Origin of the sequence: Pseudomonas putida (assembly GCF_028682635.1) — a bacterium.
Classification (GTDB): Bacteria; Pseudomonadota; Gammaproteobacteria; order Pseudomonadales; family Pseudomonadaceae; genus Aquipseudomonas; species Aquipseudomonas putida_AE.
Map to the genome: position 1 here is coordinate 223,609 of NZ_JANHLK010000007.1, position 20,910 is coordinate 244,518.

24 protein-coding genes are annotated in these 20,910 nt (G+C 62.3%); 12 read left to right on the forward strand and 12 right to left on the reverse strand.

Annotated elements, in window-relative coordinates:
• The first annotated feature begins 12 nt into the window (after positions 1-12).
• The 4 genes from NPS56_RS11860 to cysG are packed head-to-tail and all read left to right on the forward strand — an operon-like array spanning position 13 to position 4,400.
• Positions 13-1,335, forward strand: coding sequence for a replication-associated recombination protein A (locus tag NPS56_RS11860; protein WP_274074769.1), 1,323 nt, complete (start codon positions 13-15; stop codon positions 1,333-1,335).
• Positions 1,335-1,709 (forward strand): fluoride efflux transporter CrcB, encoded by a 375-nt coding sequence (crcB, locus tag NPS56_RS11865; protein WP_274074770.1) that lies wholly within the window; start codon positions 1,335-1,337, stop codon positions 1,707-1,709. The genes NPS56_RS11860 and crcB overlap by 1 nt, the downstream gene beginning before the upstream one ends.
• 15 nt (positions 1,710-1,724) lie before the next feature.
• Entirely contained in the window at positions 1,725-3,005 is a 1,281-nt protein-coding gene (gene serS, locus NPS56_RS11870; protein ID WP_274074771.1) for a serine--tRNA ligase, read from the forward strand.
• The gene (gene cysG / locus NPS56_RS11875) at positions 3,006-4,400 is read left to right on the forward strand and encodes a siroheme synthase CysG (protein ID WP_274074772.1); all 1,395 of its coding nucleotides are present in this window, start codon (positions 3,006-3,008) and stop codon (positions 4,398-4,400) included. It abuts the gene before it with no gap.
• A 117-nt stretch (positions 4,401-4,517) separates the two neighbouring features.
• Here cysG and NPS56_RS11880 read toward each other — a convergent pair whose 3' ends face one another.
• The 9 genes from NPS56_RS11880 to NPS56_RS11920 all read right to left on the reverse strand — a co-directional run bounded on the left by NPS56_RS11880 (position 4,518) and on the right by NPS56_RS11920 (position 9,514).
• Complete coding sequence (locus tag NPS56_RS11880; protein ID WP_274074773.1) at positions 4,518-5,519, reverse strand: glutathione S-transferase family protein; 1,002 nt, start codon at positions 5,517-5,519, stop codon at positions 4,518-4,520.
• A 90-nt stretch (positions 5,520-5,609) separates the two neighbouring features.
• Positions 5,610-6,611: a glycosyl transferase family protein gene (locus tag NPS56_RS11885; RefSeq protein ID WP_274074774.1), complete on the reverse strand. Its 1,002-nt coding sequence runs from the start codon at positions 6,609-6,611 to the stop codon at positions 5,610-5,612.
• Positions 6,608-6,943, reverse strand: a complete 336-nt coding sequence (locus tag NPS56_RS11890; protein WP_274074775.1) for a TusE/DsrC/DsvC family sulfur relay protein — start codon at positions 6,941-6,943, stop codon at positions 6,608-6,610. The genes NPS56_RS11885 and NPS56_RS11890 overlap by 4 nt, the downstream gene beginning before the upstream one ends.
• Positions 6,940-7,233, reverse strand: coding sequence for a sulfurtransferase complex subunit TusB (tusB, locus tag NPS56_RS11895; protein WP_274074776.1), 294 nt, complete (start codon positions 7,231-7,233; stop codon positions 6,940-6,942). Before tusB ends, NPS56_RS11890 begins: the two co-directional genes overlap by 4 nt.
• The gene (gene tusC / locus NPS56_RS11900) at positions 7,233-7,595 is read right to left on the reverse strand and encodes a sulfurtransferase complex subunit TusC (RefSeq protein ID WP_274074777.1); all 363 of its coding nucleotides are present in this window, start codon (positions 7,593-7,595) and stop codon (positions 7,233-7,235) included. The genes tusB and tusC overlap by 1 nt, the downstream gene beginning before the upstream one ends.
• 1 nt (position 7,596) lies before the next feature.
• Positions 7,597-7,989: a sulfurtransferase complex subunit TusD gene (tusD, locus tag NPS56_RS11905; protein WP_274074802.1), complete on the reverse strand. Its 393-nt coding sequence runs from the start codon at positions 7,987-7,989 to the stop codon at positions 7,597-7,599.
• Positions 7,990-8,185: 196 nt separating this feature from the next.
• Positions 8,186-8,890 (reverse strand): YoaK family protein, encoded by a 705-nt coding sequence (locus NPS56_RS11910; RefSeq protein ID WP_274074778.1) that lies wholly within the window; start codon positions 8,888-8,890, stop codon positions 8,186-8,188.
• A 25-nt stretch (positions 8,891-8,915) separates the two neighbouring features.
• Complete coding sequence (locus NPS56_RS11915; protein ID WP_274074779.1) at positions 8,916-9,245, reverse strand: DUF6388 family protein; 330 nt, start codon at positions 9,243-9,245, stop codon at positions 8,916-8,918.
• Positions 9,246-9,265: 20 nt separating this feature from the next.
• Positions 9,266-9,514 (reverse strand): hypothetical protein, encoded by a 249-nt coding sequence (locus NPS56_RS11920; protein WP_020799588.1) that lies wholly within the window; start codon positions 9,512-9,514, stop codon positions 9,266-9,268.
• Positions 9,515-9,662: 148 nt separating this feature from the next.
• Here NPS56_RS11920 and NPS56_RS11925 point away from each other — a divergent pair, with 148 nt between their 5' ends.
• Positions 9,663-10,013: a hypothetical protein gene (locus NPS56_RS11925; protein ID WP_046817189.1), complete on the forward strand. Its 351-nt coding sequence runs from the start codon at positions 9,663-9,665 to the stop codon at positions 10,011-10,013.
• Between the two features lie 125 nt (positions 10,014-10,138).
• Here the strand turns inward: NPS56_RS11925 and NPS56_RS11930 are convergent, their stop codons facing one another.
• Positions 10,139-10,564 (reverse strand): GNAT family N-acetyltransferase, encoded by a 426-nt coding sequence (locus NPS56_RS11930; protein WP_274074780.1) that lies wholly within the window; start codon positions 10,562-10,564, stop codon positions 10,139-10,141.
• Between the two features lie 145 nt (positions 10,565-10,709).
• Here NPS56_RS11930 and NPS56_RS11935 point away from each other — a divergent pair, with 145 nt between their 5' ends.
• Complete coding sequence (locus tag NPS56_RS11935; protein ID WP_274074781.1) at positions 10,710-11,147, forward strand: hemerythrin domain-containing protein; 438 nt, start codon at positions 10,710-10,712, stop codon at positions 11,145-11,147.
• A 15-nt stretch (positions 11,148-11,162) separates the two neighbouring features.
• On the opposite strand, the gene NPS56_RS11940 is transcribed toward NPS56_RS11935, so the two are convergent.
• On the reverse strand, positions 11,163-11,663 hold the full coding sequence (locus tag NPS56_RS11940) for a methylated-DNA--[protein]-cysteine S-methyltransferase (protein WP_274074782.1): 501 nt from the start codon (positions 11,661-11,663) through the stop codon (positions 11,163-11,165).
• 137 nt (positions 11,664-11,800) lie between these two features.
• On the opposite strand from NPS56_RS11940, the gene ggt reads away from it, so the two are divergent.
• Together ggt and NPS56_RS11950 are read left to right on the forward strand one after the other, a co-directional pair.
• A complete protein-coding gene (ggt, locus tag NPS56_RS11945; protein ID WP_274074783.1) occupies positions 11,801-13,528 on the forward strand; it encodes a gamma-glutamyltransferase in 1,728 nt (575 codons plus the stop codon).
• 68 nt (positions 13,529-13,596) lie between these two features.
• Positions 13,597-14,130 carry a cysteine hydrolase family protein gene (locus tag NPS56_RS11950; protein ID WP_274074784.1) on the forward strand — a complete coding sequence of 178 codons (534 nt, stop codon included), beginning with the start codon at positions 13,597-13,599 and terminating at the stop codon, positions 14,128-14,130.
• A gap of 139 nt (positions 14,131-14,269) precedes the next feature.
• On the opposite strand, the gene NPS56_RS11955 is transcribed toward NPS56_RS11950, so the two are convergent.
• Positions 14,270-15,172: a LysR family transcriptional regulator gene (locus NPS56_RS11955; RefSeq protein ID WP_274074785.1), complete on the reverse strand. Its 903-nt coding sequence runs from the start codon at positions 15,170-15,172 to the stop codon at positions 14,270-14,272.
• 199 nt (positions 15,173-15,371) lie between these two features.
• Here NPS56_RS11955 and NPS56_RS11960 point away from each other — a divergent pair, with 199 nt between their 5' ends.
• The 4 genes from NPS56_RS11960 to NPS56_RS11975 all read left to right on the forward strand — a co-directional run bounded on the left by NPS56_RS11960 (position 15,372) and on the right by NPS56_RS11975 (position 20,769).
• Entirely contained in the window at positions 15,372-16,871 is a 1,500-nt protein-coding gene (locus NPS56_RS11960) for a purine-cytosine permease family protein (RefSeq protein ID WP_274074786.1), read from the forward strand.
• Positions 16,868-17,713 carry a nitrilase-related carbon-nitrogen hydrolase gene (locus tag NPS56_RS11965; RefSeq protein ID WP_274074787.1) on the forward strand — a complete coding sequence of 282 codons (846 nt, stop codon included), beginning with the start codon at positions 16,868-16,870 and terminating at the stop codon, positions 17,711-17,713. Before NPS56_RS11960 ends, NPS56_RS11965 begins: the two co-directional genes overlap by 4 nt.
• 76 nt (positions 17,714-17,789) lie before the next feature.
• Positions 17,790-18,773 carry a helix-turn-helix transcriptional regulator gene (locus tag NPS56_RS11970; RefSeq protein ID WP_274074788.1) on the forward strand — a complete coding sequence of 328 codons (984 nt, stop codon included), beginning with the start codon at positions 17,790-17,792 and terminating at the stop codon, positions 18,771-18,773.
• 148 nt (positions 18,774-18,921) lie between these two features.
• Positions 18,922-20,769 carry an amidohydrolase gene (locus NPS56_RS11975; RefSeq protein WP_274074789.1) on the forward strand — a complete coding sequence of 616 codons (1,848 nt, stop codon included), beginning with the start codon at positions 18,922-18,924 and terminating at the stop codon, positions 20,767-20,769.
• Positions 20,770-20,910: the final 141 nt, after the last annotated feature.

Consider the following 20,910-nt stretch of genomic DNA (forward strand, 5'->3'; position numbering starts at 1 on the left):
TAAACGTACGCCATGGACCTGTTTCGCAGCGCCCCCATCGCCCAGCCCCTGGCCGCCCGCCTGCGCGCGACCAACCTGGACGAGTACGTCGGTCAGGAACACGTGCTCGCTCGCGGCAAGCCCTTGCGCGAAGCCCTGGAGCAGGGTGCCCTGCATTCGATGATTTTCTGGGGACCGCCGGGAGTGGGCAAGACCACCCTGGCGCGGTTGCTCGCGGAAGTCTCCGAGGCGCATTTCGAAACGGTGTCAGCGGTGCTGGCCGGGGTGAAGGAAATCCGCCAGGCGGTGGAAATCGCCAAGCAGCAGGCCGCGCAGTACGGCCGGCGGACGATCCTGTTCGTCGACGAAGTGCACCGCTTCAACAAGTCCCAGCAGGATGCGTTCCTGCCGTATGTCGAAGATGGCACGCTGATCTTCATCGGCGCGACCACGGAAAACCCCTCGTTCGAACTCAACAACGCCTTGCTCTCCCGCGCGCGGGTCTATGTGCTCAAGAGCCTCGACGAAGCCGCACTGCGCAAACTGGTGCACCGCGCGTTGACCGAAGAGCGCGGCCTGGGCAAGCGCAACCTGACCCTCAGCGATGAAGGCTTCCAGATGCTGCTGTCGGCTGCTGATGGCGATGGCCGGCGCTTGCTCAACCTGTTGGAAAACGCCTCGGACCTGGCCGAAGACAACAGCGAGATCGGCACCGACCTGCTGCAAAGCCTGCTCGGCGATACCCGTCGGCGCTTCGACAAGGGCGGCGAAGCCTTCTACGACCAGATCTCCGCGCTGCATAAATCCGTGCGCGGTTCCAACCCCAACGGCGCGCTGTACTGGTTCGCGCGCATGATCGATGGCGGCTGCGATCCGCTGTACCTGGCCCGGCGCGTGGTGCGCATGGCCAGCGAAGACATCGGCAATGCCGACCCGCGTGCGCTGAGCCTGTGCCTGGCGGCGTGGGAAGTGCAGGAGCGCCTCGGCAGCCCCGAGGGCGAATTGGCGGTGGCCCAGGCCATCACCTATCTGGCCTGCGCGCCGAAGAGCAACGCGGTGTACATGGGTTTCAAGACCGCACTGCGTGCCGCCGCCGAACACGGTTCGCTGGAAGTGCCGCTGCACCTGCGCAACGCACCGACCAAGCTGATGAAGCAGCTCGGGTATGGCGACGAATACCGTTATGCCCACGACGAACCGGATGCCTACGCCGCCGGGGAAGATTACTTTCCGGAAGAACTTGAGCCGATTCCGTTCTATCAGCCGGTACCCCGTGGCCTGGAATTGAAGATCGGCGAGAAGCTCAATCACCTGGCCAAGCTCGACCGACTGAGCCCCCGGCAGCGGAGAAAATAGTGCTCCCCCTGATCATTGCAGTGTCCATCGGCGGAACGGCCGGCACCTTGCTACGCTTTGCCACGGGCAACTGGATCAACGCTAATTGGCCGCGGCACTTCTATACCGCGACGCTGGCCGTTAATATCGTCGGCTGTTTGCTGATCGGCGTTTTATACGGTCTGTTTTTGCTACGCCCGGAGGTGCCGATCGAGGTGCGCGCCGGGTTGATCGTCGGCTTCCTCGGAGGGCTGACGACTTTTTCATCCTTTTCACTGGATACGGTGCGCCTGCTGGAAAGCGGGCAAGTGCTTCTGGCCCTGGGCTATGCTGCCATCAGCGTATTCGGCGGGCTGCTCGCCACCTGGGCTGGCCTGTCCTTGACCAAACTTTGATAACGAGAGACCGACATGCTCGATTCCAAACTGTTACGTAGCAACCTTCAGGACGTAGCGGACCGCCTGGCATCCCGTGGCTTTGCCCTGGATGTCGCGCGCATCGAAGCGCTGGAAGAACAGCGCAAGACCGTCCAGACCCGCACCGAAGCACTGCAGGCTGAACGTAACGCGCGCTCCAAATCCATCGGTCAGGCCAAGCAACGCGGCGAAGACATCGCGCCGTTGATGGCGGACGTCGAGCGCATGGCGGGCGAGTTGAGTGCCGGTAAAACCGAGCTGGACGCGATCCAGACCGAACTGGACGCCATCGTGCTCGGCATTCCCAACCTGCCGCATGAATCGGTGCCGATCGGCGAAGACGAAGACGGCAACGTCGAAGTGCGCCGCTGGGGCACGCCGACCGCGTTCGACTTCCCGGTGCAGGACCACGTCGCCCTGGGCGAAAAATTCGGCTGGCTGGACTTCGAGACCGCCGCCAAGCTGTCCGGCGCGCGCTTTGCGTTGCTGCGCGGCCCTATCGCCCGTCTGCACCGCGCCCTGGCGCAGTTCATGATCAACCTGCACGTCACCGAGCACGGCTACGAAGAGGCCTATACGCCTTATCTGGTCCAGGCTCCGGCACTGCAAGGTACCGGTCAACTGCCGAAATTCGAAGAAGACCTGTTCAAGATCGCCCGCGAAGGCGAAGCCGACCTGTACCTGATCCCGACCGCCGAAGTGTCGCTGACCAACATTGTCGCCGGCGAAATCGTCGATTCGAAACTGCTGCCGATCAAGTTCGTCGCGCACACGCCGTGCTTCCGCAGTGAAGCCGGTGCATCGGGTCGCGATACCCGCGGCATGATCCGCCAGCATCAGTTCGACAAGGTCGAGATGGTACAGATCGTCGAGCCGTCGACCTCCATGGAAGCGCTGGAAGGCCTGACCGCCAACGCCGAGAAAGTCCTGCAACTGCTGGAATTGCCTTATCGCACCATTGCCCTGTGCACTGGCGACATGGGCTTCAGCGCGGTCAAGACCTACGACCTGGAAGTGTGGATTCCGAGCCAGGACAAATACCGCGAAATCTCGTCGTGCTCCAACTGCGGCGACTTCCAGGCCCGTCGTATGCAAGCGCGTTTCCGCAACCCGGAAACCGGCAAGCCGGAACTGGTACACACCCTGAACGGTTCCGGCCTGGCGGTCGGTCGTACCCTGGTGGCGGTGCTGGAGAACTACCAGCAGGCCGACGGTTCGATCCGTATTCCTGAGGTACTCAAGCCGTACATGGGTGGCCTCGAGGTCATCGGCTAAATGAACTATCTGCCGCTGTTCCATAACCTTCGCGGCAGTCGTGTGTTGGTCGTCGGTGGGGGGGAAATTGCCTTGCGCAAATCCCGCCTGCTGGCCGATGCCGGTGCGCTGCTGCGGGTGGTCGCACCTGAGATCGAAACGCAGCTGCGTGAGCTGGTCAGCGCCCATGATGGCGAGTGCCTCACGCGCGGTTACGGCGAGGCGGACCTGGACGGTTGTGTGCTGATCATTGCCGCCACCGACGACGAAGCGCTGAACGCACAAGTCTCAAAGGATGCCCATCTGCGTTGCGTGCCGGTCAACGTGGTGGATGCGCCGGCCTTGTGCAGCGTGATCTTCCCGGCGATCGTCGACCGTTCGCCGTTGATCATTGCCGTGTCCAGCGGTGGCGATGCGCCGGTACTGGCGCGATTGATCCGCGCCAAGATCGAAACCTGGATTCCTTCCACCTACGGTCAGCTGGCTGGCCTGGCGGCGCGGTTCCGTCATCAGGTGAAAAAGCTGTTCCCGGATGTGCAGCAGCGTCGCGCGTTCTGGGAAGACGTCTTCCAGGGCCCGATTGCCGACCGGCAACTGGCCGGGCAGGGCGGTGAAGCCGAGCGTTTGCTGCAGGCGAAAATCGAAGGTGAAGCGCCAGTGGCGACCGGTGAGGTCTATCTGGTGGGCGCAGGGCCAGGTGATCCCGACCTGCTGACGTTCAAGGCCTTGCGCCTGATGCAGCAAGCCGACGTGGTGCTCTACGACCGCCTGGTGGCGCCGGCGATTCTCGAGCTGTGCCGTCGCGATGCCGAGCGCGTCTACGTTGGCAAGCGCCGCGCCGATCACGCCGTGCCCCAGGACCAGATCAACCAGCAATTGGTCGACCTGGCGAAACAGGGCAAGCGCGTGGTGCGGTTGAAGGGTGGCGATCCGTTCATCTTCGGCCGTGGTGGCGAGGAGATCGAGGAACTGGCGGCCCATGGCATCCCGTTCCAGGTGGTACCAGGCATCACGGCGGCCAGCGGTTGCGCGGCCTATGCCGGGATACCGCTGACCCATCGCGATTACGCGCAGTCGGTGCGGTTCATCACTGGTCACCTGAAGGACGGTTCCAGCGATCTGCCTTGGGCCGACCTGGTCGCGCCGGCGCAAACCCTGGTGTTCTACATGGGGTTGGTGGGCTTGCCGAGCATCTGCGAGCAGTTGATCAAGCATGGTCGCGGGGCGGATACCCCGGCGGCGTTGATCCAGCAGGGCACCACGGTCAATCAGCGGGTGTTTACCGGCACGTTGGCGGACCTGCCACGGCTGGTGGCGGAACATGAAGTGCATGCGCCGACATTGGTGATCGTGGGGGAAGTGGTGCAACTGCGCGAGAAACTGGCGTGGTTTGAAGGGGCTCAGGCGCAGGTCTAGAGACCGAGGTGCCGCCATCGCCAGCAGGCTGGCTCCCACAAGGGTTTTGTGCACGACACAAATCCCCTGTGGGAGCCAGCCTGCTGGCGATTGGGGCCCTCAAAACCTGCATTAATCTCAGGCCTTGCGCCAAACCCCTTTCCCACTCAACCGCTCCCTATCATGCGGGGTGGTAAAATCCTGCTGCGGCCCCTTCGGCACGATCCCCGTCGGATTGATGGTCTTGTGGCTGCCATAGTAGTGATTCTTGATGTGTTCAAAACTCACCGTCTCGGCAATCCCCGGCCACTGGTAAATCTCCCTTAGCCAGTTCAACAGGTTCGGATAATCCGCGATCCGCCGCAGGTTGCACTTGAAGTGCCCGAAATACACCGCATCGAAACGAATCAACGTGGTGAACAGACGGATGTCCGCTTCGGTCAGGTACTCACCGGCCAGGTAACGGTTGGCGCCCAGCAACTGCTCCAGTCGATCCAGCTCGGCAAACAATTCATCGAAGGCCTGTTCATAAGCGCTCTGCGACGTGGCAAACCCGGCGCGGTACACGCCGTTGTTCACAGCCGGATAGATCCGCTCGTTCAGCGCATCGATTTCACCGCGCAGCGCAGCCGGATAGAAATCCAGGTCATTGCCGGTCAATTCATCGAAGGCGCCGTTGAACATGCGGATGATTTCCGCCGATTCATTGTTGACGATGCGCTTCTGCTGGTTGTCCCACAGCACAGGCACGGTGACGCGGCCGGTGTAGTCGGCGGTGTCGGCGGTGTAGCGCTGGTGCATGAAGTCGAAGTGATCGAGCTTGTCGCCGGTGGAGCCGTGGGACTTGTCGAAGGTCCAGCCGTTTTCCAGCATCAAGAAGCTGACCACTGATACATCGATCAGGCTTTCGAGGCCCTTGAGTTTGCGCAGGATCAGCGTGCGATGCGCCCACGGACAAGCGAGGGATACGTAGAGGTGATAGCGGCCAGCCTCGGCAGCAAAGCCACCGACACCACTTGGGCCGGGTTGGCCGTCAGCCGTGACCCAGTTGCGACGCTGCGCCTGTTCACGCTGGAACGCGCCGTCCTTGCTGCTTTCGTACCATTTGTCCTGCCAGCGACCTTCTACTAACAAACCCATGTTCGAGACTCCTCAACCGATAAGCGTTGGAGAAGAGTCTAGGCTGTTAGGTTCGATAAAAAAGCGCAAAGCTTGAAGGGTTATGATCGATTAAATCGATTTGTCCCGCGCGTCCCAGTATTGCTGGGCAGTTTCGAACGCTTGCTCGCGGCTCTGGCCCAGGCCGCGCAACGCCAGGGCCATGGTCGAGATCAGGGCCATTTGCGGGTAACTGTCGACGACATCGCCGCGCCATACCGCCTTCAAATGCGCAGGTTCCAGGCTGGCGGGTTTGACGTGGCGCTGACTCGACAGTTGCGGCCACTCCTCATCCCAGCTCTCGCCACCGCGGGTGCCGTACAGGTGGCTGTCAGCGTCGGGGTTGATCTCGATCTCGCCGCCATCGCCCTTGACCACGATCGCCGTGTCGCCGAGCAGGCCGCTGGCATCGCGGTGCACCGCCTGGTAGCCGGGGTGGAAGATGCTTTGCAGGCCGCAACGGGCGCCTAGCGGGTTGAGGATTCGCGCCAGCGAGTGGATTGGCGAGCGCAGGCCGAGGGTGTTGCGCAGGTCGATCATGCGTTGCAGCTGCGGTGCCCAGTCCACCAACGGCATGAAGGCCAGGCCGCCGTTGTCCAGCGCCGTGCCGACCTGCTGCCAGTCGCGGCACAACGGGATGTTCAGCTCATCCAGCAATTGTTCGCTGTAGAGCCGACCCGCAGTGTGCGCGCCGCCGCCATGCATGAAGATGCGCACACCGTTCTGTGCCAGGCACTTGGCCGCCAGCAGATACCACGGCAGATGACGTTTCTTGCCGGCATAGGTCGGCCAATCCAGATCCACCGCCAGGGCCGGCGCCTGCAAGCGTTCACGCAGGGCTTCGGTGAAGCCGGCCATTTCCTGCGCGCTTTCTTCCTTGTGGCGCAACAGCATCAGGAACGCGCCGAGCTGGGTGTCCTCGACCTTGTCGTCAAGCACCATGCCCATGGCGGCGCGGGCTTCTTCACGCGTCAGGTCGCGGGCGCCACGCTTGCCTTTGCCGAGGATCCGCACGAATTGGGCGAACGGGTGCTCGGCGGGCGTTTCGAGGGTCAGCGCTGGGTAGTCGGTCATAGGCAATTCGTCGGTTTGGGCAGGCCCGCCAGTTTTGCGGCGAGTTTGGCAGGGGTGCCTTTGAACAGTCGGTTCAGGTGCAGGCTGTTGCCTTTGTCCGGGCCGAGTTTCAATGCGGTGTACTTGATCAGCGGCCGGGTGGCCGGCGACAGCTGGAATTCGGCGTAGAAGCTGCGCAGCAGTTCGAGGATCTCCCAGTGCTCGGGGCTCAACTCGATGTCTTCGGCGGCGGCCAGGGCACTGGCGACATCCGCCGACCAGTCGCTGAGATCCACAAGAAAACCGTCCTTGTCCAGCTCGATGGCGCGCGCGCCGACCGTCAATACATTCATAACCAGCTGTTGACCTTGTCATGGTGGATCGACAGTTCGACGAAGGCCGGGTAATCCACAGCCGTTGCCCAGCCTGGCACGTCGATAGCCCGGGCCTGGGCATCTTCGGTCAACACGTAGAGTGTCAGGCCGCGGGCATTCAGCGCCGTAAAAGGTGCGGTGCCGGGCTGCAGGGCATAGGCCGCGTCGCCGCACAGCAGCAGCGCGTCGTTGGCACCGATCAGGCGCAGGCAACTGTTCAGGCGGTCGTCGCCGAACGGGGAATGAGACAACACATGCAAAGTCGACATCAGAGGGTGATCACCTGGTCGTAACGGTCAATGAGCGCAGTGATTTCGTCGGCGGCCAACACGCGGGCTTCCGCAAGCGACAAGGCGCCAGGGTCCAGGCCGCGTTCGGCAACGCTGTCGGCACAGACAAACAGTTCTTCGACGCCGAACATCGGCAAGGCCTGCAGGTTGGCGCTCAAGTCTTTCTGTTGCAGGGCCCTGGCGTCCTGTTTCGCGGCGAGCTGGAACACGCCGTCGTCGAGAAACAGCAGGCCGATCGGCAAATCGAAGGCACCGCCCGCCAGCACGATGTCCAGCGCTTCCCGCGCGCCCGGACCGGACCAGGGCGATTGGCGGCTGATGATCAGCAAGGATTTGGCCATCTCACGCACCTCCGAAGCAGATCAGGCGGTCGGCGTCCTGCACCGCATCGTGCAACTGGCCGAGCCCGGACAATTCCCACGGCGCGCCGACGGCGACAGCTTCGCGCTGATAGCGTTTGGCTTCTTCTTCGTTCAACACCCCACGGCGCAGGGCGGCGGCGATGCACACCACGCCATCCAATTGGTGTTCGCTGACGAAGGCGCGCCATTGCTTGGGCAAGTCCAGCTCGTCCTGGGGCGTGACCACGCTGGCGGACGCGTTGTAGACGCCATCCTGGTAGAAAAACAGCCGGACAATCTCATGCCCACCGGCCAGCACAGCCTGGGCGAACAGCAAGGCGCGCCGCGAGGAGGGCGCATGGGCGGCGGAAAATACGGCGATGGCGAACTTCATGGCGGACTCGATCAGCGAAACTGCGGCCATGATAAAGCTTTATCGGCGCAGGGGCTAAATCGATGTCGCCTGTGCGGGCCTCTTCGCTGGCAAGCCAGCTCCTACAGGAAATGCGTCGGTCACAAAATTGCAGATCGCCACAGATCAACTGTAGGAGCTGGCTTGCCAGCGAAGGGGCCCGCACAGGCAGCAACAATCAACGGGGCATATACCCCAACTGCCAACGCCGCGGAATCTTCAACGACAACAGCCCCAGCGCCGCCGCCAGCAAGCCGCTGGCAAACAACGCCTTGAGCCCGAAATGATGTTCCAGCACCGCACCGAGTACCGCACCGGCAAACATGCCGGTCCAGGGGATCAATTGCACCCTCCATCCATTGCGGCGCTCGCCGAGCATCCAGCGCCCCAGCCCACGGCCGAAGCGCGACAGGGCGCCGGTGACATAGGTCAGGCCGACCGGCAGGCCGTTGACCTCCTCCACGGCAGCATTGAGCATGCCCATGGCGATGATCGCCGCCAGCAGGGCGGGTAGTTGATTGTCGTAGGGCCAGGCCGCCGCGGCGCACAGCAGGGCGGCAATGCACAACAGCAAGGGCAGTGACCGGCGCCGGCCCAGGCGGCTGACGATAATGCCCAGCGCATTGCCGACAATGAAGGTGGCGATGAGGATCACCAGGCGCAGGGTCAACCCCAGGTCGCCGGCACTGATGGCCACCGCCATTCGCGTGGTGTTGCCGCTCATGAACGAGACGAAGTCGCCGCTGGCCATGAAACCGATCGCGTCGGTCATGCCGGCCAGCACCGAGAGCATGGCCACCAGGCTCATGCCGATTCGTCCGCGCCATTTCTGCGTGTGCAGGTGTCCGGGGCTGGCGTGGGTCCTGGAGGCGGAAGGCAGCATTGGCGGTGACGTCCTCGAGCGGTGGTCAGGGGGTTATCCCGTACAGGTCGCAATACTCCAGCCAGTCCATGCCGGCCATTTCCGCGACTTCCTTGTGCACTTCCAGGCGTTGGGCCTGGTATTCCTCTGGTGTGGCGGCGGTCAAAAGCAGCGTCAGCTCCCAGGCAAACAAACCCTGTTGTTCGGCTTCGGCTTCGAAGGCCTCATGCAGGCGTTCATCGCGAAACTGCGCGAGGGTTTCGCCCTTGGCCTGGGCCAGCAGCGGGTTGAGGTTGTCGAGCTCGACGCGCAGTTCGGGACGCTCGTCGAGAAACTTCTTCAGTGCGTGTTCGTGTTGCTGCTCGGATGCCGCCATGGTCACTCCTTGGGAACGGATTATGAAGACTGTTTCTTGCTGGCCTTGGCCGCTGCCGCCAGGCACTCGAGGGCGAACTGCTCGGTATAGGTCATCTGGATCGGCGTGGTTTCGCCCTTGACGGTTCTTTCGCCCTCGAGGATGTAACGAATGCGCTTGTCGGTAACGCCGATTCGCTTGGCGATCCAGGAAGGTGTCTGACCGATCTGGCTGATCAGTTTGTCGGCGTATTCAGTGGTCGGTTTGTAGAATTCGGCATTGGGTGTCATGGGGCTTCCAGTGAAAAGTGCAATTCAGCGCTATTGGCGCGACAGGGTGCGCGAATCGTCAGGCGCTGTCGCGGTATAAATGAAGTAAAGCAGAACGATACGCAGTGCCACGGTGATACAGTCCGCTTTTTCCTGATGAGTGAATGCAATGCGAATTCTGATGGTGGCGCTGGCCGTTACCTTGCTGGCGGGATGCGCGAGCTCGGCGATGAACGACGCTCGTACCAAGGCCCCGTACAAGACCCTCAACTCGGACAAGCCGGCCAAGGACGTCGCCCAGTGCGTGCAGTTTTCCTGGCAGGACGAAGCGGTGTTCGGTGTCGATGCTGCCGCGTACCTGGAACCGGGAGAGAAGGGCAGCACCACCGTGTACACCCGCTCGGCGGAGTCTTTTGTCGACGTGACCACCGATGCCTCGGGCACGGTGTTGAGTTATTACGCGCAGCAGGATGATTTTGTCGCCAAGCGGCGGTTGGCGGCGTTGGCCACCTGCCTTTAAGGTCAATGCAATTCCCCATGTGGGAGCGGGCTTGCTCGCGAAGCCGGTGGGTCAGTCAGCATCGATGTTGAATGAAAAACCGCTTTCGCGAGCAAGCCCGCTCCCACAGGGTTTTTGTGTTGTGGTCAGTAGCTCAGGCGTTTCTGGAAGAAGAAATGCTTGTACCCCGGCGGGTAATCGGCAATGTGCCCGATCTCGCTATAGCCGCATTTTTTGTAGAACTCCGGCGCCTGGAATTCAAAGGTGTCGAGCCACAGTCCTACGCACTTCCTCTCCCGCGCCAGCTCTTCGGCCATCTGCATCAGCCGGGTGCCCATGCCCTGTCCCCGGGCCTGTTCCGGTACCGACAGCAGGTCGATGAACATCCACTGGTAAAACAACCGGGCATAGAGGCCGCCGAGGATCGCATCGTTATCGTCGCGCACCAGCAGGGCGATGTGCTCGGGTACCGCGCCGTCGGCCTTCGAGGCGTTGTAGGCGCGCAGCGGCAGCAGGATGGCCTGGCGCTCTTCTTCCGTGGGGGTGGGCGAAAACTCTATTCGCAGGTTCATGGCTATATCCTTATGGCAGTGAACCGGCAGCCTATCGTGGTCCCTGTCATTGTTCCAGCACCCTCAGCCAGTGGAACCCTCGCCAATACGCAGATGTCATTTACTGTGACGCGCCATTCCAGAGTGCGACCGATGAGGACATTCCGTGAATATTTTCGAAGCCTTGCGCGAAAGCCACGAGCGCCAGCGTACCTACGCCAAAGCCTTGATCCGCACCAGCGGCGATACCCCTGAACGCGTCGAGGCGTACAAGCAGCTCAAGTCAGAACTGCAGGCTCACGAAACCGCAGAAGAACGGCATTTCTACATCCCGCTGATGGAGTTCGACAACGGCGTCGACTTGAGCCGCCACGCGATCGCCGAGCACCACGAGATGGATGAAATGATGGAAGAACTGGACAGTACAGAGATGTCCAGCCCGTCCTGGCTCGCGACCGCGAAGAAGCTGTCGGAAAAGGTTCATCACCATCTCGAGGAAGAGGAGCAGAAGTTCTTCCAGATGGCCGGCAAGTTGCTTGACGACAAGCAGAAAGAGTCGCTGGCGGGCCAATACGAGAAGGAATACCAGGCGCAGCTTGCGTGAGGTAAACCCGACAAATCAAAACCCGGGCAGGCGAGGTGTTCGGCTTTCCAGGCTGAGCAACGTCTGCTTCGCCTCCAGCCCCCCGGCGAACCCGGTCAGTTTCCCCGACGCGCCAATCACCCGGTGACAGGGCGCGATGATCGAAATCGGATTCCTCCCATTCGCCGCGCCCACTGCCCGCACCGCGCTCGGGTTGCCTATCTGCGTGGCGATCTGGCTGTAGCTGCGGGTCTCGCCGAAGGGGATGGTCAACAAGGCCATCCAGACCTTCTTCTGAAAGTCCGTCCCGACGAAATCAAGCTCAAGCTCGAAAGACTGGCGCGTGCCCGCGAAGTATTCGCGCAGTTGTTGCGCGGTGCGTTGCAGGAGCGGGTTGTCCGGCGCTTCACTCATCGGCCCCAGGCGCACCCGGCCCGGTTTGTCGTTTTCCCAGAGGATGGCCGCCAGACGTGAACCGTTCGCCACCAGCTTCAACTCGCCGACCGGTGACGCCAGGGTGATGCAGGTGTAGGTCATGTCGCAAGCATCGCCGAATTGTTGAACAGGCGTTAAGGATACTGCTTCACCGAGGAGGCGCAATACGCAATCGCGACCATACTTGCCTACGGCTTTTGATGCGTTTTCCTACTTAAATAAGAAGAAGAGACCGACTCATGAAGTACGAACCTTTTGCCAAATCGCTGATTGCGACCTCATTGGCGCTCAGCTGCCTGATGGCCCATGCGGCCTCCGTGGCCCCGGTCGCCGCCGAAAACGGCATGGTGGTCACCGCCCAGCACCTGGCCAGCCATGTGGGCGTGGATGTGCTGAAGAACGGTGGCAACGCGGTCGACGCCGCTGTTGCGGTGGGTTACGCGTTGGCGGTGGTCTATCCCGCGGCGGGTAACCTGGGGGGTGGTGGTTTCATGACCATCCAGCTGGCGGACGGGCGCAAGACGTTCCTCGACTTCCGTGAAAAAGCCCCGCTGGCCGCCACCGCCGACATGTACCTGGACAAAGAGGGCAACGTCATCCCCGACCTGAGCACCCGCGGTCACCTGGCCGTCGGCGTGCCGGGCACCGTGTCCGGCATGGAACTGGCGCTCTCCAAATACGGCACCAAACCGCGCAAGGAAGTGATCGCCCCGGCCATCAAGCTCGCGGAAGACGGTTTCGAGTTGGAGCAGGGTGACGTCGAGTTGCTGGAGTACGCTACCGACGTGTTCAAGAAGGACATCAAGGATTCCGGCGCGATCTTCCTGAGCAATGGCGAGCCGATGCAGGTCGGGCAGAAACTGGTGCAGAAAGACCTCGGCAAGACCCTGCGGGAGATCTCCGAGAAAGGCGCCGACGGCTTCTACAAGGGCTGGGTGGCCGACGCCATCGTCACCTCCAGCCAGGCCAACAAGGGCATCATCACCCAGGCCGACCTCGACAAGTACAAGACCCGCGAACTGGCGCCCATCGAGTGCGACTACCGCGGCTACCATGTGGTCTCGGCACCGCCACCGAGCTCCGGCGGAGTGGTGATCTGCCAGATCATGAACATCCTCGAAGGCTATCCGATGAAGGACCTGGGCTATCACTCGGCCCAGGGCATGCACTACCAGATCGAAGCGATGCGCCACGCCTATGTGGACCGCAACAGCTACCTGGGCGACCCGGACTTCGTGAAAAACCCGATCGCGCATCTGCTCGACAAAAACTACGCGACCAAGCTGCGTGAAGCCATCAGCCCGCAGAAGGCCGGGGTGTCCAAGGACCTCAAGCCTGGCGTAGCCCCCCATGAAGGCAGCAACACCACCCATTACTCCATCGTCGACAAATGGGGCAATGCGGTGTCGGTGACCTACACCCTCAACGACTGGTTCGGTGCCGGGGTCATGGCGAGCAAGACCGGGGTCATCCTCAACGATGAAATGGACGACTTCACCTCGAAGATCGGCGTACCCAACATGTACGGCCTGGTGCAGGGCGAGGCCAACGCCATCGCACCCGGCAAGGCGCCGCTGTCGTCCATGAGCCCGACCATCGTCACCAAGGACGGCAAAGTGGTGATGGTGGTGGGCACCCCCGGTGGCAGCCGTATCATCACCGCGACCCTGCTGACCATGCTCAACGTCATCGACTACGGCATGAACATCCAGGAAGCGGTCGATGCACCGCGTTTCCACCAGCAATGGCTGCCGGAGGAAACCAACCTGGAGACCTTCACCACCAGCCCGGACACGGTGAAGATCCTCGAAAGCTGGGGCCACAAGTTTGCCGGTCCCCAGGATGCCAACCACCTCGCGGCGATCCTGGTGGGCGCGCCGTCGCTGGAGGGCAAGCCGGTGGGCAAGAACCGTTTCTACGGGGCCAACGATCCACGGCGTAATACCGGGTTGTCGCTCGGCTACTGAGGCTTGTGTTTGGAGGGGGACGGACTTATGTTCGTCCCTGATCCACTGACTTCTTCAAGGAAGGAACCATGACCACTGCACTGCTGATCATCGATGTACAGCAAGCCTTGTGCGCAGGCGAGTACGAGTGTTTTCAGATCTCGCGTGTCATCACCACCATCAACGATCTCTCTGCCCGGGCGCGAAAGGCCGGCGTGCCGGTGGTGTTCATCCAGCACGAGGAAAAGGGCAGTCCCTTTGCCCATGAGGCGGCGGGCTGGCAACTGGCCGAAGGGCTGGAAACTTCAGCGAAGGATGCGCGCGTACGCAAGACCACCCCGGATTCGTTCTACCAGACCAACCTGCAGAAGCTGTTGCCGATCGATGACTTCGAACGCCTGGTCATCTGCGGGCTGCAAACCGATTATTGCGTCAACGCCACGGTGCGCCAGGCGTTGAAACTGGGCTACGACGTGGTGCTGGCGGCGGACGCGCACTCCACGGTCGACAACGGCAACCTCAGCGCCGAAGACATCATTGCCGAGCACAACAAGGACCTGGCGCACCTGACCGGTTCGGTGGCGCGGATCGACGTGGTTCCGGCCAAGGACATCCATTTCTAAACCAGCGCATCCCCCCTGTAGGAGCGAGCTTGCTCGCGATGGTCGTCAACGAAAACCCTGGGTGCCTGACACCCCGCGGCGTTCCGATTATTTTCGCGAGCAAGCTCGCTCCTGCAAGGGACTGCAGGTTGCGCCGTTCTCAGGCCGCGCCGAAGATATCGATCAACTCGTTCAGGAACGCACTGACCAGATCCCGCTGCCGCGCCGAATGCCGCACCGCCGCGTGGAACCCGACTTCATAGCGCAGCAACTGCGGATTGAGTGGATGCAACTGCCCCAGCTGTTCGTGCCGGGCCGCATAATGCTGGGGCAGGAAACCCAGGTGCTGGCCGGACAGGATCAGCAGGGCGGCCCCGTCCATGCTGTCGGTGAGCACGGTCAAGCGTTCGATCGAGGTGGGCGCCGGCATTTCCGGCAAGGGGTGGCTCGGCCAGACCCAGTCATGCTGGCTGACATCCTCGCGGGTCAGCGCACCCACCTGCCCGAAAAGCGGGTGCGACGGCGCGCAGTAGGCGATCTGGGTTTCCTGGAACAACGGGAAGTAGTCGATATTGGGCAAGCGATGCCAGAAGTAACCGATCGCCAGGTCGATATGGCCGTTGATGATTTTTTCTTCCAGCAGCGACGACGACAGCTCGGTGAAGTGAAAATACAAACCCTCGTGCCGCGCCCTTAGCCGCGCAATGGCCAAACCGATTTTGGTGTTCGCCACCGGGTCGATCTGCCCCAGCAGGCCGACGTTGATGTTGCCCGAGACCTTGCGGTTGATGTGCTGTACCTCGACCCGAAAGCCCTCGGCGGCGGCCAGTAACCGTCGCGCCGCCTCGACGAACTGAGCGCCCTTGGGCGTTACGGAAAATCCGCCGCGACCGCGTTCGCACAGGCGAAAACCCACCCGTGCCTCCAGCGTCGCCAACTGCGCGCTGATGGTCGGTTGGGTGGTGTTGAGGGCGGTTTGCGCCGCCGAAATCCCGCCGGCCTCGACCACCGTGAGAAATACCCGGATCAGGCGCAGATCCAGCTCCGTTACAGTTCCCAGCATGGGGGCTCCCGAGACTCGATTACATTGACGCCGATCTATGTGAACAGTGCGCCTTGGATATTTTATGGCTGCGGCCAACGCCATACATTGCAGGGAAACCAGGGTCATCGTCAGCTTTTTCTGGAGTTTCACCTGTTCCGGACGTCGAATCGACCGCTGCGCTCAAAACAAAAACAATCAACTGCATAGGAATCATCGTATGTCAGGGTCCCCAGTTTCCGCGCACGCCGCCGAGGCGAATGGCGGGTTGGCCATCGAAGGCCACTCGATCGATTACATCCCGGAAAACGAGCGCCATGCCAAGCTCAGCAGCCAGGGGCCTTTCTGGTTCCTCGGCAACTTCCATTTTTTCACCATCTCCATCGGTTTTGTCGGCCCCAGCCTGGGTTTGTCGGCGCTATGGACCATGCTCGCCGGCGCGCTGGGCATCATGTTCGGCACCATCTTCATGGCCTTCCACGGCTCGCAAGGACCGGAAATGGGCCTGCCGCAGATGATCCAGTCCCGCGCCCAGTTCGGCTATCGCGGGGTGATCCTGGCGTTGCTGGCGACAATGTTCGTGTTCGTCGGCTTCAATGTGGTTAACGTCTCGCTGATCATGAACGGGCTGCAGCACGTGTTCGGCATTGACCCGACCATTGTCGCCGTGGCCGTGGTGCTGATCGGTGCGCTGCTGTCGATCTACGGCCACGACCTGATGCACAAGGCCTTCAAGTGGGCGCTGCTGGCGACGCTGCCGTTATATGCCCTGGTGACCATCGCCCTGATGTTCGGCGCCGGTTCCGAAGGCGTCACCCCGGCCACCGACCTGGGTTTCAGCTGGATCGCCTTCGCCACCCTGTTTGCCATTGGTGCCAGCTACAACATTTCCTACGCGCCCTACGTGTCCGACTATTCCCGCTACCTGCCGAAAAACACCAGCCGGCCGAAACTGATCGCGGCGGTGTTCATCGGCGCGTCGCTGTCGGGCAGCTGGATGATCGGCCTCGGCGCCTGGCTCGCCCAGGAACTGAAAGCGGTGGATGCACTGGTGGCGTTGAACCAGGTGGGTTCTTCGATGATTCCCGGGTTGGGCAATCTGTTGGTAGTGGTGTCGGTGGCGGGCTTCCTGCCGATCATTGCGCTGAACACCTACAGCGCCATGCTGACGCTGCTGACCGGTGTCGATTCGATCAGGAAAATCACCCCGACCCCGCGCGCCCGGGTGCTGTCGATCAGCGCCATCAGCATCATCCTGTTGACCTGCGTGCTGTCGATCAAAGGTGATGGTATCGCGCTGCTCAACACCTTCCTCGTGTTGCTGTTGTATTTCCTCGTGCCCTGGACCGCCGTCAACCTGGTGGACTATTTCTTCGTGCGCAAAGGCCGCTACGCAATCCCGCATTTTTTCACGCCGAAGGGCATCTACGGCGCCTGGCAATTTCGCGGCATCGTTGCGTACCTGATCGGCTTTGCCGCCATGGTGCCGTTCTTCTACATCTTCGATGCGGCGGCCGGCAAGGAAGTGTTCGTCGGTCCGCTGGCGCGCATGCTCGAAGGCGTCGACATTGCCTGGCTGGTGGGCCTGCTGGTGTCGGGCCTGACGTATTACCTGCTCAGCCGCTCGCTGGATCTGGCCGCTGAACGCCGGGTCATCGACGCGATCAGCGAAAACGACATTATCGCCATGGCCCATTCATCTGCGGAGTCGGTGCGTTGAACACTGCACGAAATACCCTGGTCGCCTGCTGCCAATTGGCACCCAGGATCGGTGACCTTGCCTACAACCGCACGCTCACCGAGCGCGCCATCCGCTCGGCGGCCCTGCAGGGTGCCCAGGTCGTGGTGTTGCCGGAGCTGGTGCAGAGCGGCTACCTGTTTGCCGACCGCGCAGAAGCCCTGGCCCTGGCGGAAACCGCCGAAGGTCCGACCTTGCGCCTGTGGCAGGCCCTGGCCCGTGAATTGAACCTCGTCATCGTCGGCGGATTCTGCGAGCGCCTGGCCGGCGATGAACTGGCCAACAGTGCGGCACTGATCGATGCCCAGGGCGTGCGTGCGGTGTATCGCAAGGTGCACCTGTGGGATGCGGAAAAGGCCATCTTCAGTGCTGGCGATGCCGCGCCGCCGGTAATCGAAACGGTCCACGGGCGTATCGGCATGCTGATCTGCTACGACCTGGAGTTCCCCGAATGGGTGCGCCTGCCGGCGCTGGCCGGTGCCGACCTGCTGTGCGCGCCGGTCAACTGGCCTGACGGCCCACGACCGCAGACCGAGCGCGCGGCAGAGGTCTTGCGCGTGCAGGCCAATGCCTCGGTCAACCGCATGTTCATTGCCGCCTGTGACCGCCATGGCTTTGAGCGCGGGGTGAGTTGGGTGCAGGGTTCGGTGATCGTCGACGCCGACGGTTATCCGTTGGCCGGGCCGGCGGAGCAGGGCGGCGAACAGATTCTGCTGGCCACCCTGAACCTGGCCGAGGCGCGCAACAAGCGCATCAGCGAGGGCAACGACCTGCACCGGGACCGGCGGCCGTCGTTGTATGGTTTGAGCAGCGTGGTGCAATGAATCGCCCGGTGGACGGCATCGTGGCGCCTGTGGCATGGTCCCGGCGACAAACCATGCAGCGAACAGGATCGGCACGATGGAGCAGGGTAATCAGGGTGGCAACACCCTGCAGGCGTTCAACCGTTGCGTGTTGCACCTGGGGCGTCTGGCACGCGAGCGTGGCGCTGCCGAATTCATCGCCGACGGCTTGCAGGCGTTCCGTCAACTGGTGCCATTCGCTTCGGCTTGGTGGGGCGAGATGTCCACCTCGGTCGCCAGCGCACCGCCGCAAAGCTGGATGCACGGGCGCATCGAACTGCCTGACTCATTTGCCGCCGAATGGCAACAGAACGCCGGCAGCGACAGATTCTCCCATGACACCTTGAGCCGTCCCGGCGAGGTCATCCGCGACAGCGGCTTCAACGACCCCAACGCCCAAGTGGATGCATTCGCACGGCGCCATGATCTTTATCACCTGATGTGCATTACCTTCGAGCTGCCGGAAAGCGGCTTGATGTTTTTCGTCTGCCTCTACCGTGGCGCCGATGCAATGGCCTTCAGCGACGGCGAGGCCGATCTGTTTTCCGCGTTCTGCGACCACCTGTTGCAGCTGTGGCGATTCCAGGTGCAGGACATGATCCGCGTCGACACCGGCAATGGCGCCAGCGATTTCGGGATCGCGCGGCGCGACGGTGGCCTGCTCTACATCGGCGCCGGGTTGTGCGCGGTCATTCAACGCGAGTTGCCGGGGTGGAGCGGCTCGACGCTGCCCGCCGAGGTCATCGCCCACCTGCCGAAAGCGCCCTGCGTCATGCGCCTGGGCCGCTCCGCACTAACCCTCAGCCCGAACGCCGAGCACGTCATTCTGTCGCTGGAAACCCAGCCACGCGGTGCGGTACTTGCACCTCGGGAGCGGACGGTGGCGATGTTGTTCGCGGCGGGCCATTCCTACAAGGAAATCGCCAGAATCCTCTCCCTCAGCCCGGCGACAGTGCGGACTTACCTTCGCAATTGCTACTTGCAGTTGGGCGTGAAGAGCAAGGTCGAATTGGGCTCGGTATTGCGCACACCCCGGGTTTAACCGCAACGCCGGTTTTTTTGCCTTACCCCTCCTCATTTGCAGAGGTCCATCCGACCGCCGTGCTCGATAGGGTATGCCCTGCATATCAAGGGCTTGCGCGGCAGTCTGGCAGGGCCCTTCAAAAACTATAAAAACAGAGGTGAGGCCATTGAAATTCTCCGGGCTATTTATCGCCGTTGCCGGTGCGACGGTCGTGTCCTGCGTGGCGCTCGTGGGGTGCCAGACCCAGGGTTCGACCAGTGCCGACATGGTCATGCGCAACGGTTACGTGTACACCGTCGACGGCAAGGATTCGGTGCAGCAGGCGGTTGCCGTCAAGGACGGGAAGATCCTGTATGTCGGCAGCGATGAGGGCGCTGCTTCTTACATCGGCAGCCAGACGCAAGTGGTCGATCTGGCCGGGCGCATGCTGATGCCGGGCTTCATCGATGCGCACATGCATCCGGGGGACGGCGGTCGCGCCATGACCTTGTGCGATCTGAAGTACCAGACGATGACCCGCAAGGTGTTCCAGGAAACCATCCAGGCTTGTCTGGATGCGGACAAGGACAAGGGCGACGACGTCTGGCTCGAAGTCGGCAGTTGGGATCGCATGGGCATGACCGGCCTCGACGGCGATGCCGACAAATCGACCCTCGATGCGCTCAAGACCCGGCGCCCGATCCAGGTGCGCTCCACCGACTTCCATACCGTGCTGGTCAACTCCCGCGGCCTCGCGGTGGCGGGCATCGACAAGCGCACGGCCAACCCCGGCGATGGCAAGTACGTGCGCGACAGTGCCGGCAATCCGACCGGCATCTGCGAGGACGGCGCGGCGGATGCCATGGCCGCCGTGGTTCCGCCGGCCACCGACGCCGAGAAGCTGATGCAAAGCCGCGCCGCGCTCGACGCCATGCGCCAGCAGGGCATCACCAGTTTCTTCGATGCCATGTCGGGACCGGAGAACGCCAAGGCATTCACCGCCCTCGCGCAGTCCGGCGAACTCACCGCCCGGGCCTTGCTGGCGATCAAGCTGGACCCGGCTGCCGCCACTGCAGACCCGGATAAAACCATCGCCGAGGCCAAGGCCCTGGCCAGCACCTACGACCAGGGGGAAACCAAGGTCGCGCCGGGCGTGAGCATGCGTCACGTCAAGTTGTTCATGGACGGCATCATCAACGCACCGGCCGACACCGGGGCGATGTTGACGCCGTACCTGCACAACGCCGGCACCGAAAAGGCACCGAAATGGGCGCCGGGCAAGAACCGTGGCGAGCTGTATTTCCCGCCCCAGGTTCTCAATCCGCTGCTGCTCAAGGCCGTCCAGGTTGGTCTCGATCCGCACCTGCACGCCACCGGCGACCGCGCAGTACGCGACTCGCTCAACGGCATCGCCTACGTGCGCCAGCAATTGCCCGGCAACCCGTTCCGCCCGGCCATCACCCACGCCGAGTCGGTGGACCCGGCCGATTACGGGCGCTTCAAGGCGCTGGACGTGACCGCCAACATGTCGTTCCAGTGGGCGCAGCAGGCACCGTCCACGGTGGACGGGACCAATGAGCATCTGGGCGCCGAGCGATTTTCCCGCATGGAACCCTCGGGCAGCATCGCCCGCGCTGGTGGCCGGGTGGCGTATGGCAGCGACTGGCCGGTGGACCCGCTGGACGAGTTCCTCGCGCTGAAAATCGGTGTCACCCGCGCGGGCGATCCACAGAATCCGCACAGCTATGGTCCGAAATACGCGGGCAGGCTCAACGATGACCCGTCGCTGTCCCGTGCCGAGGTGCTGCGCACCATTACCCTGAATGCGGCCGAGCAACTCAGGCTGGAAAAAGTGACGGGCTCGGTCGAGGTGGGCAAGTTTGCCGACCTGATCGTCCTGGACAAGAACTTCATGCAGGTGCCTGAGGACGAGTTGGGGCGCAATCAGGTGTTGCTGACGCTGGTGGGCGGCAAGGTGGTGTGGGCGAAGGCACCGTTTGTGGGGCAGGTGGCCATGACCGAACAACAAAAATAAACGCATTCCCCCTGTGGGAGCGGGCTTGCTCGCGAATGCGGTGTGTCAGGTGGCATTAATGTTGACTGTTACATCGCCTTCGCGAGCAAGCCCGCTCCCACATTTGAATTGCGTGCATGCCTTCTATTTTCGCAGAGAACA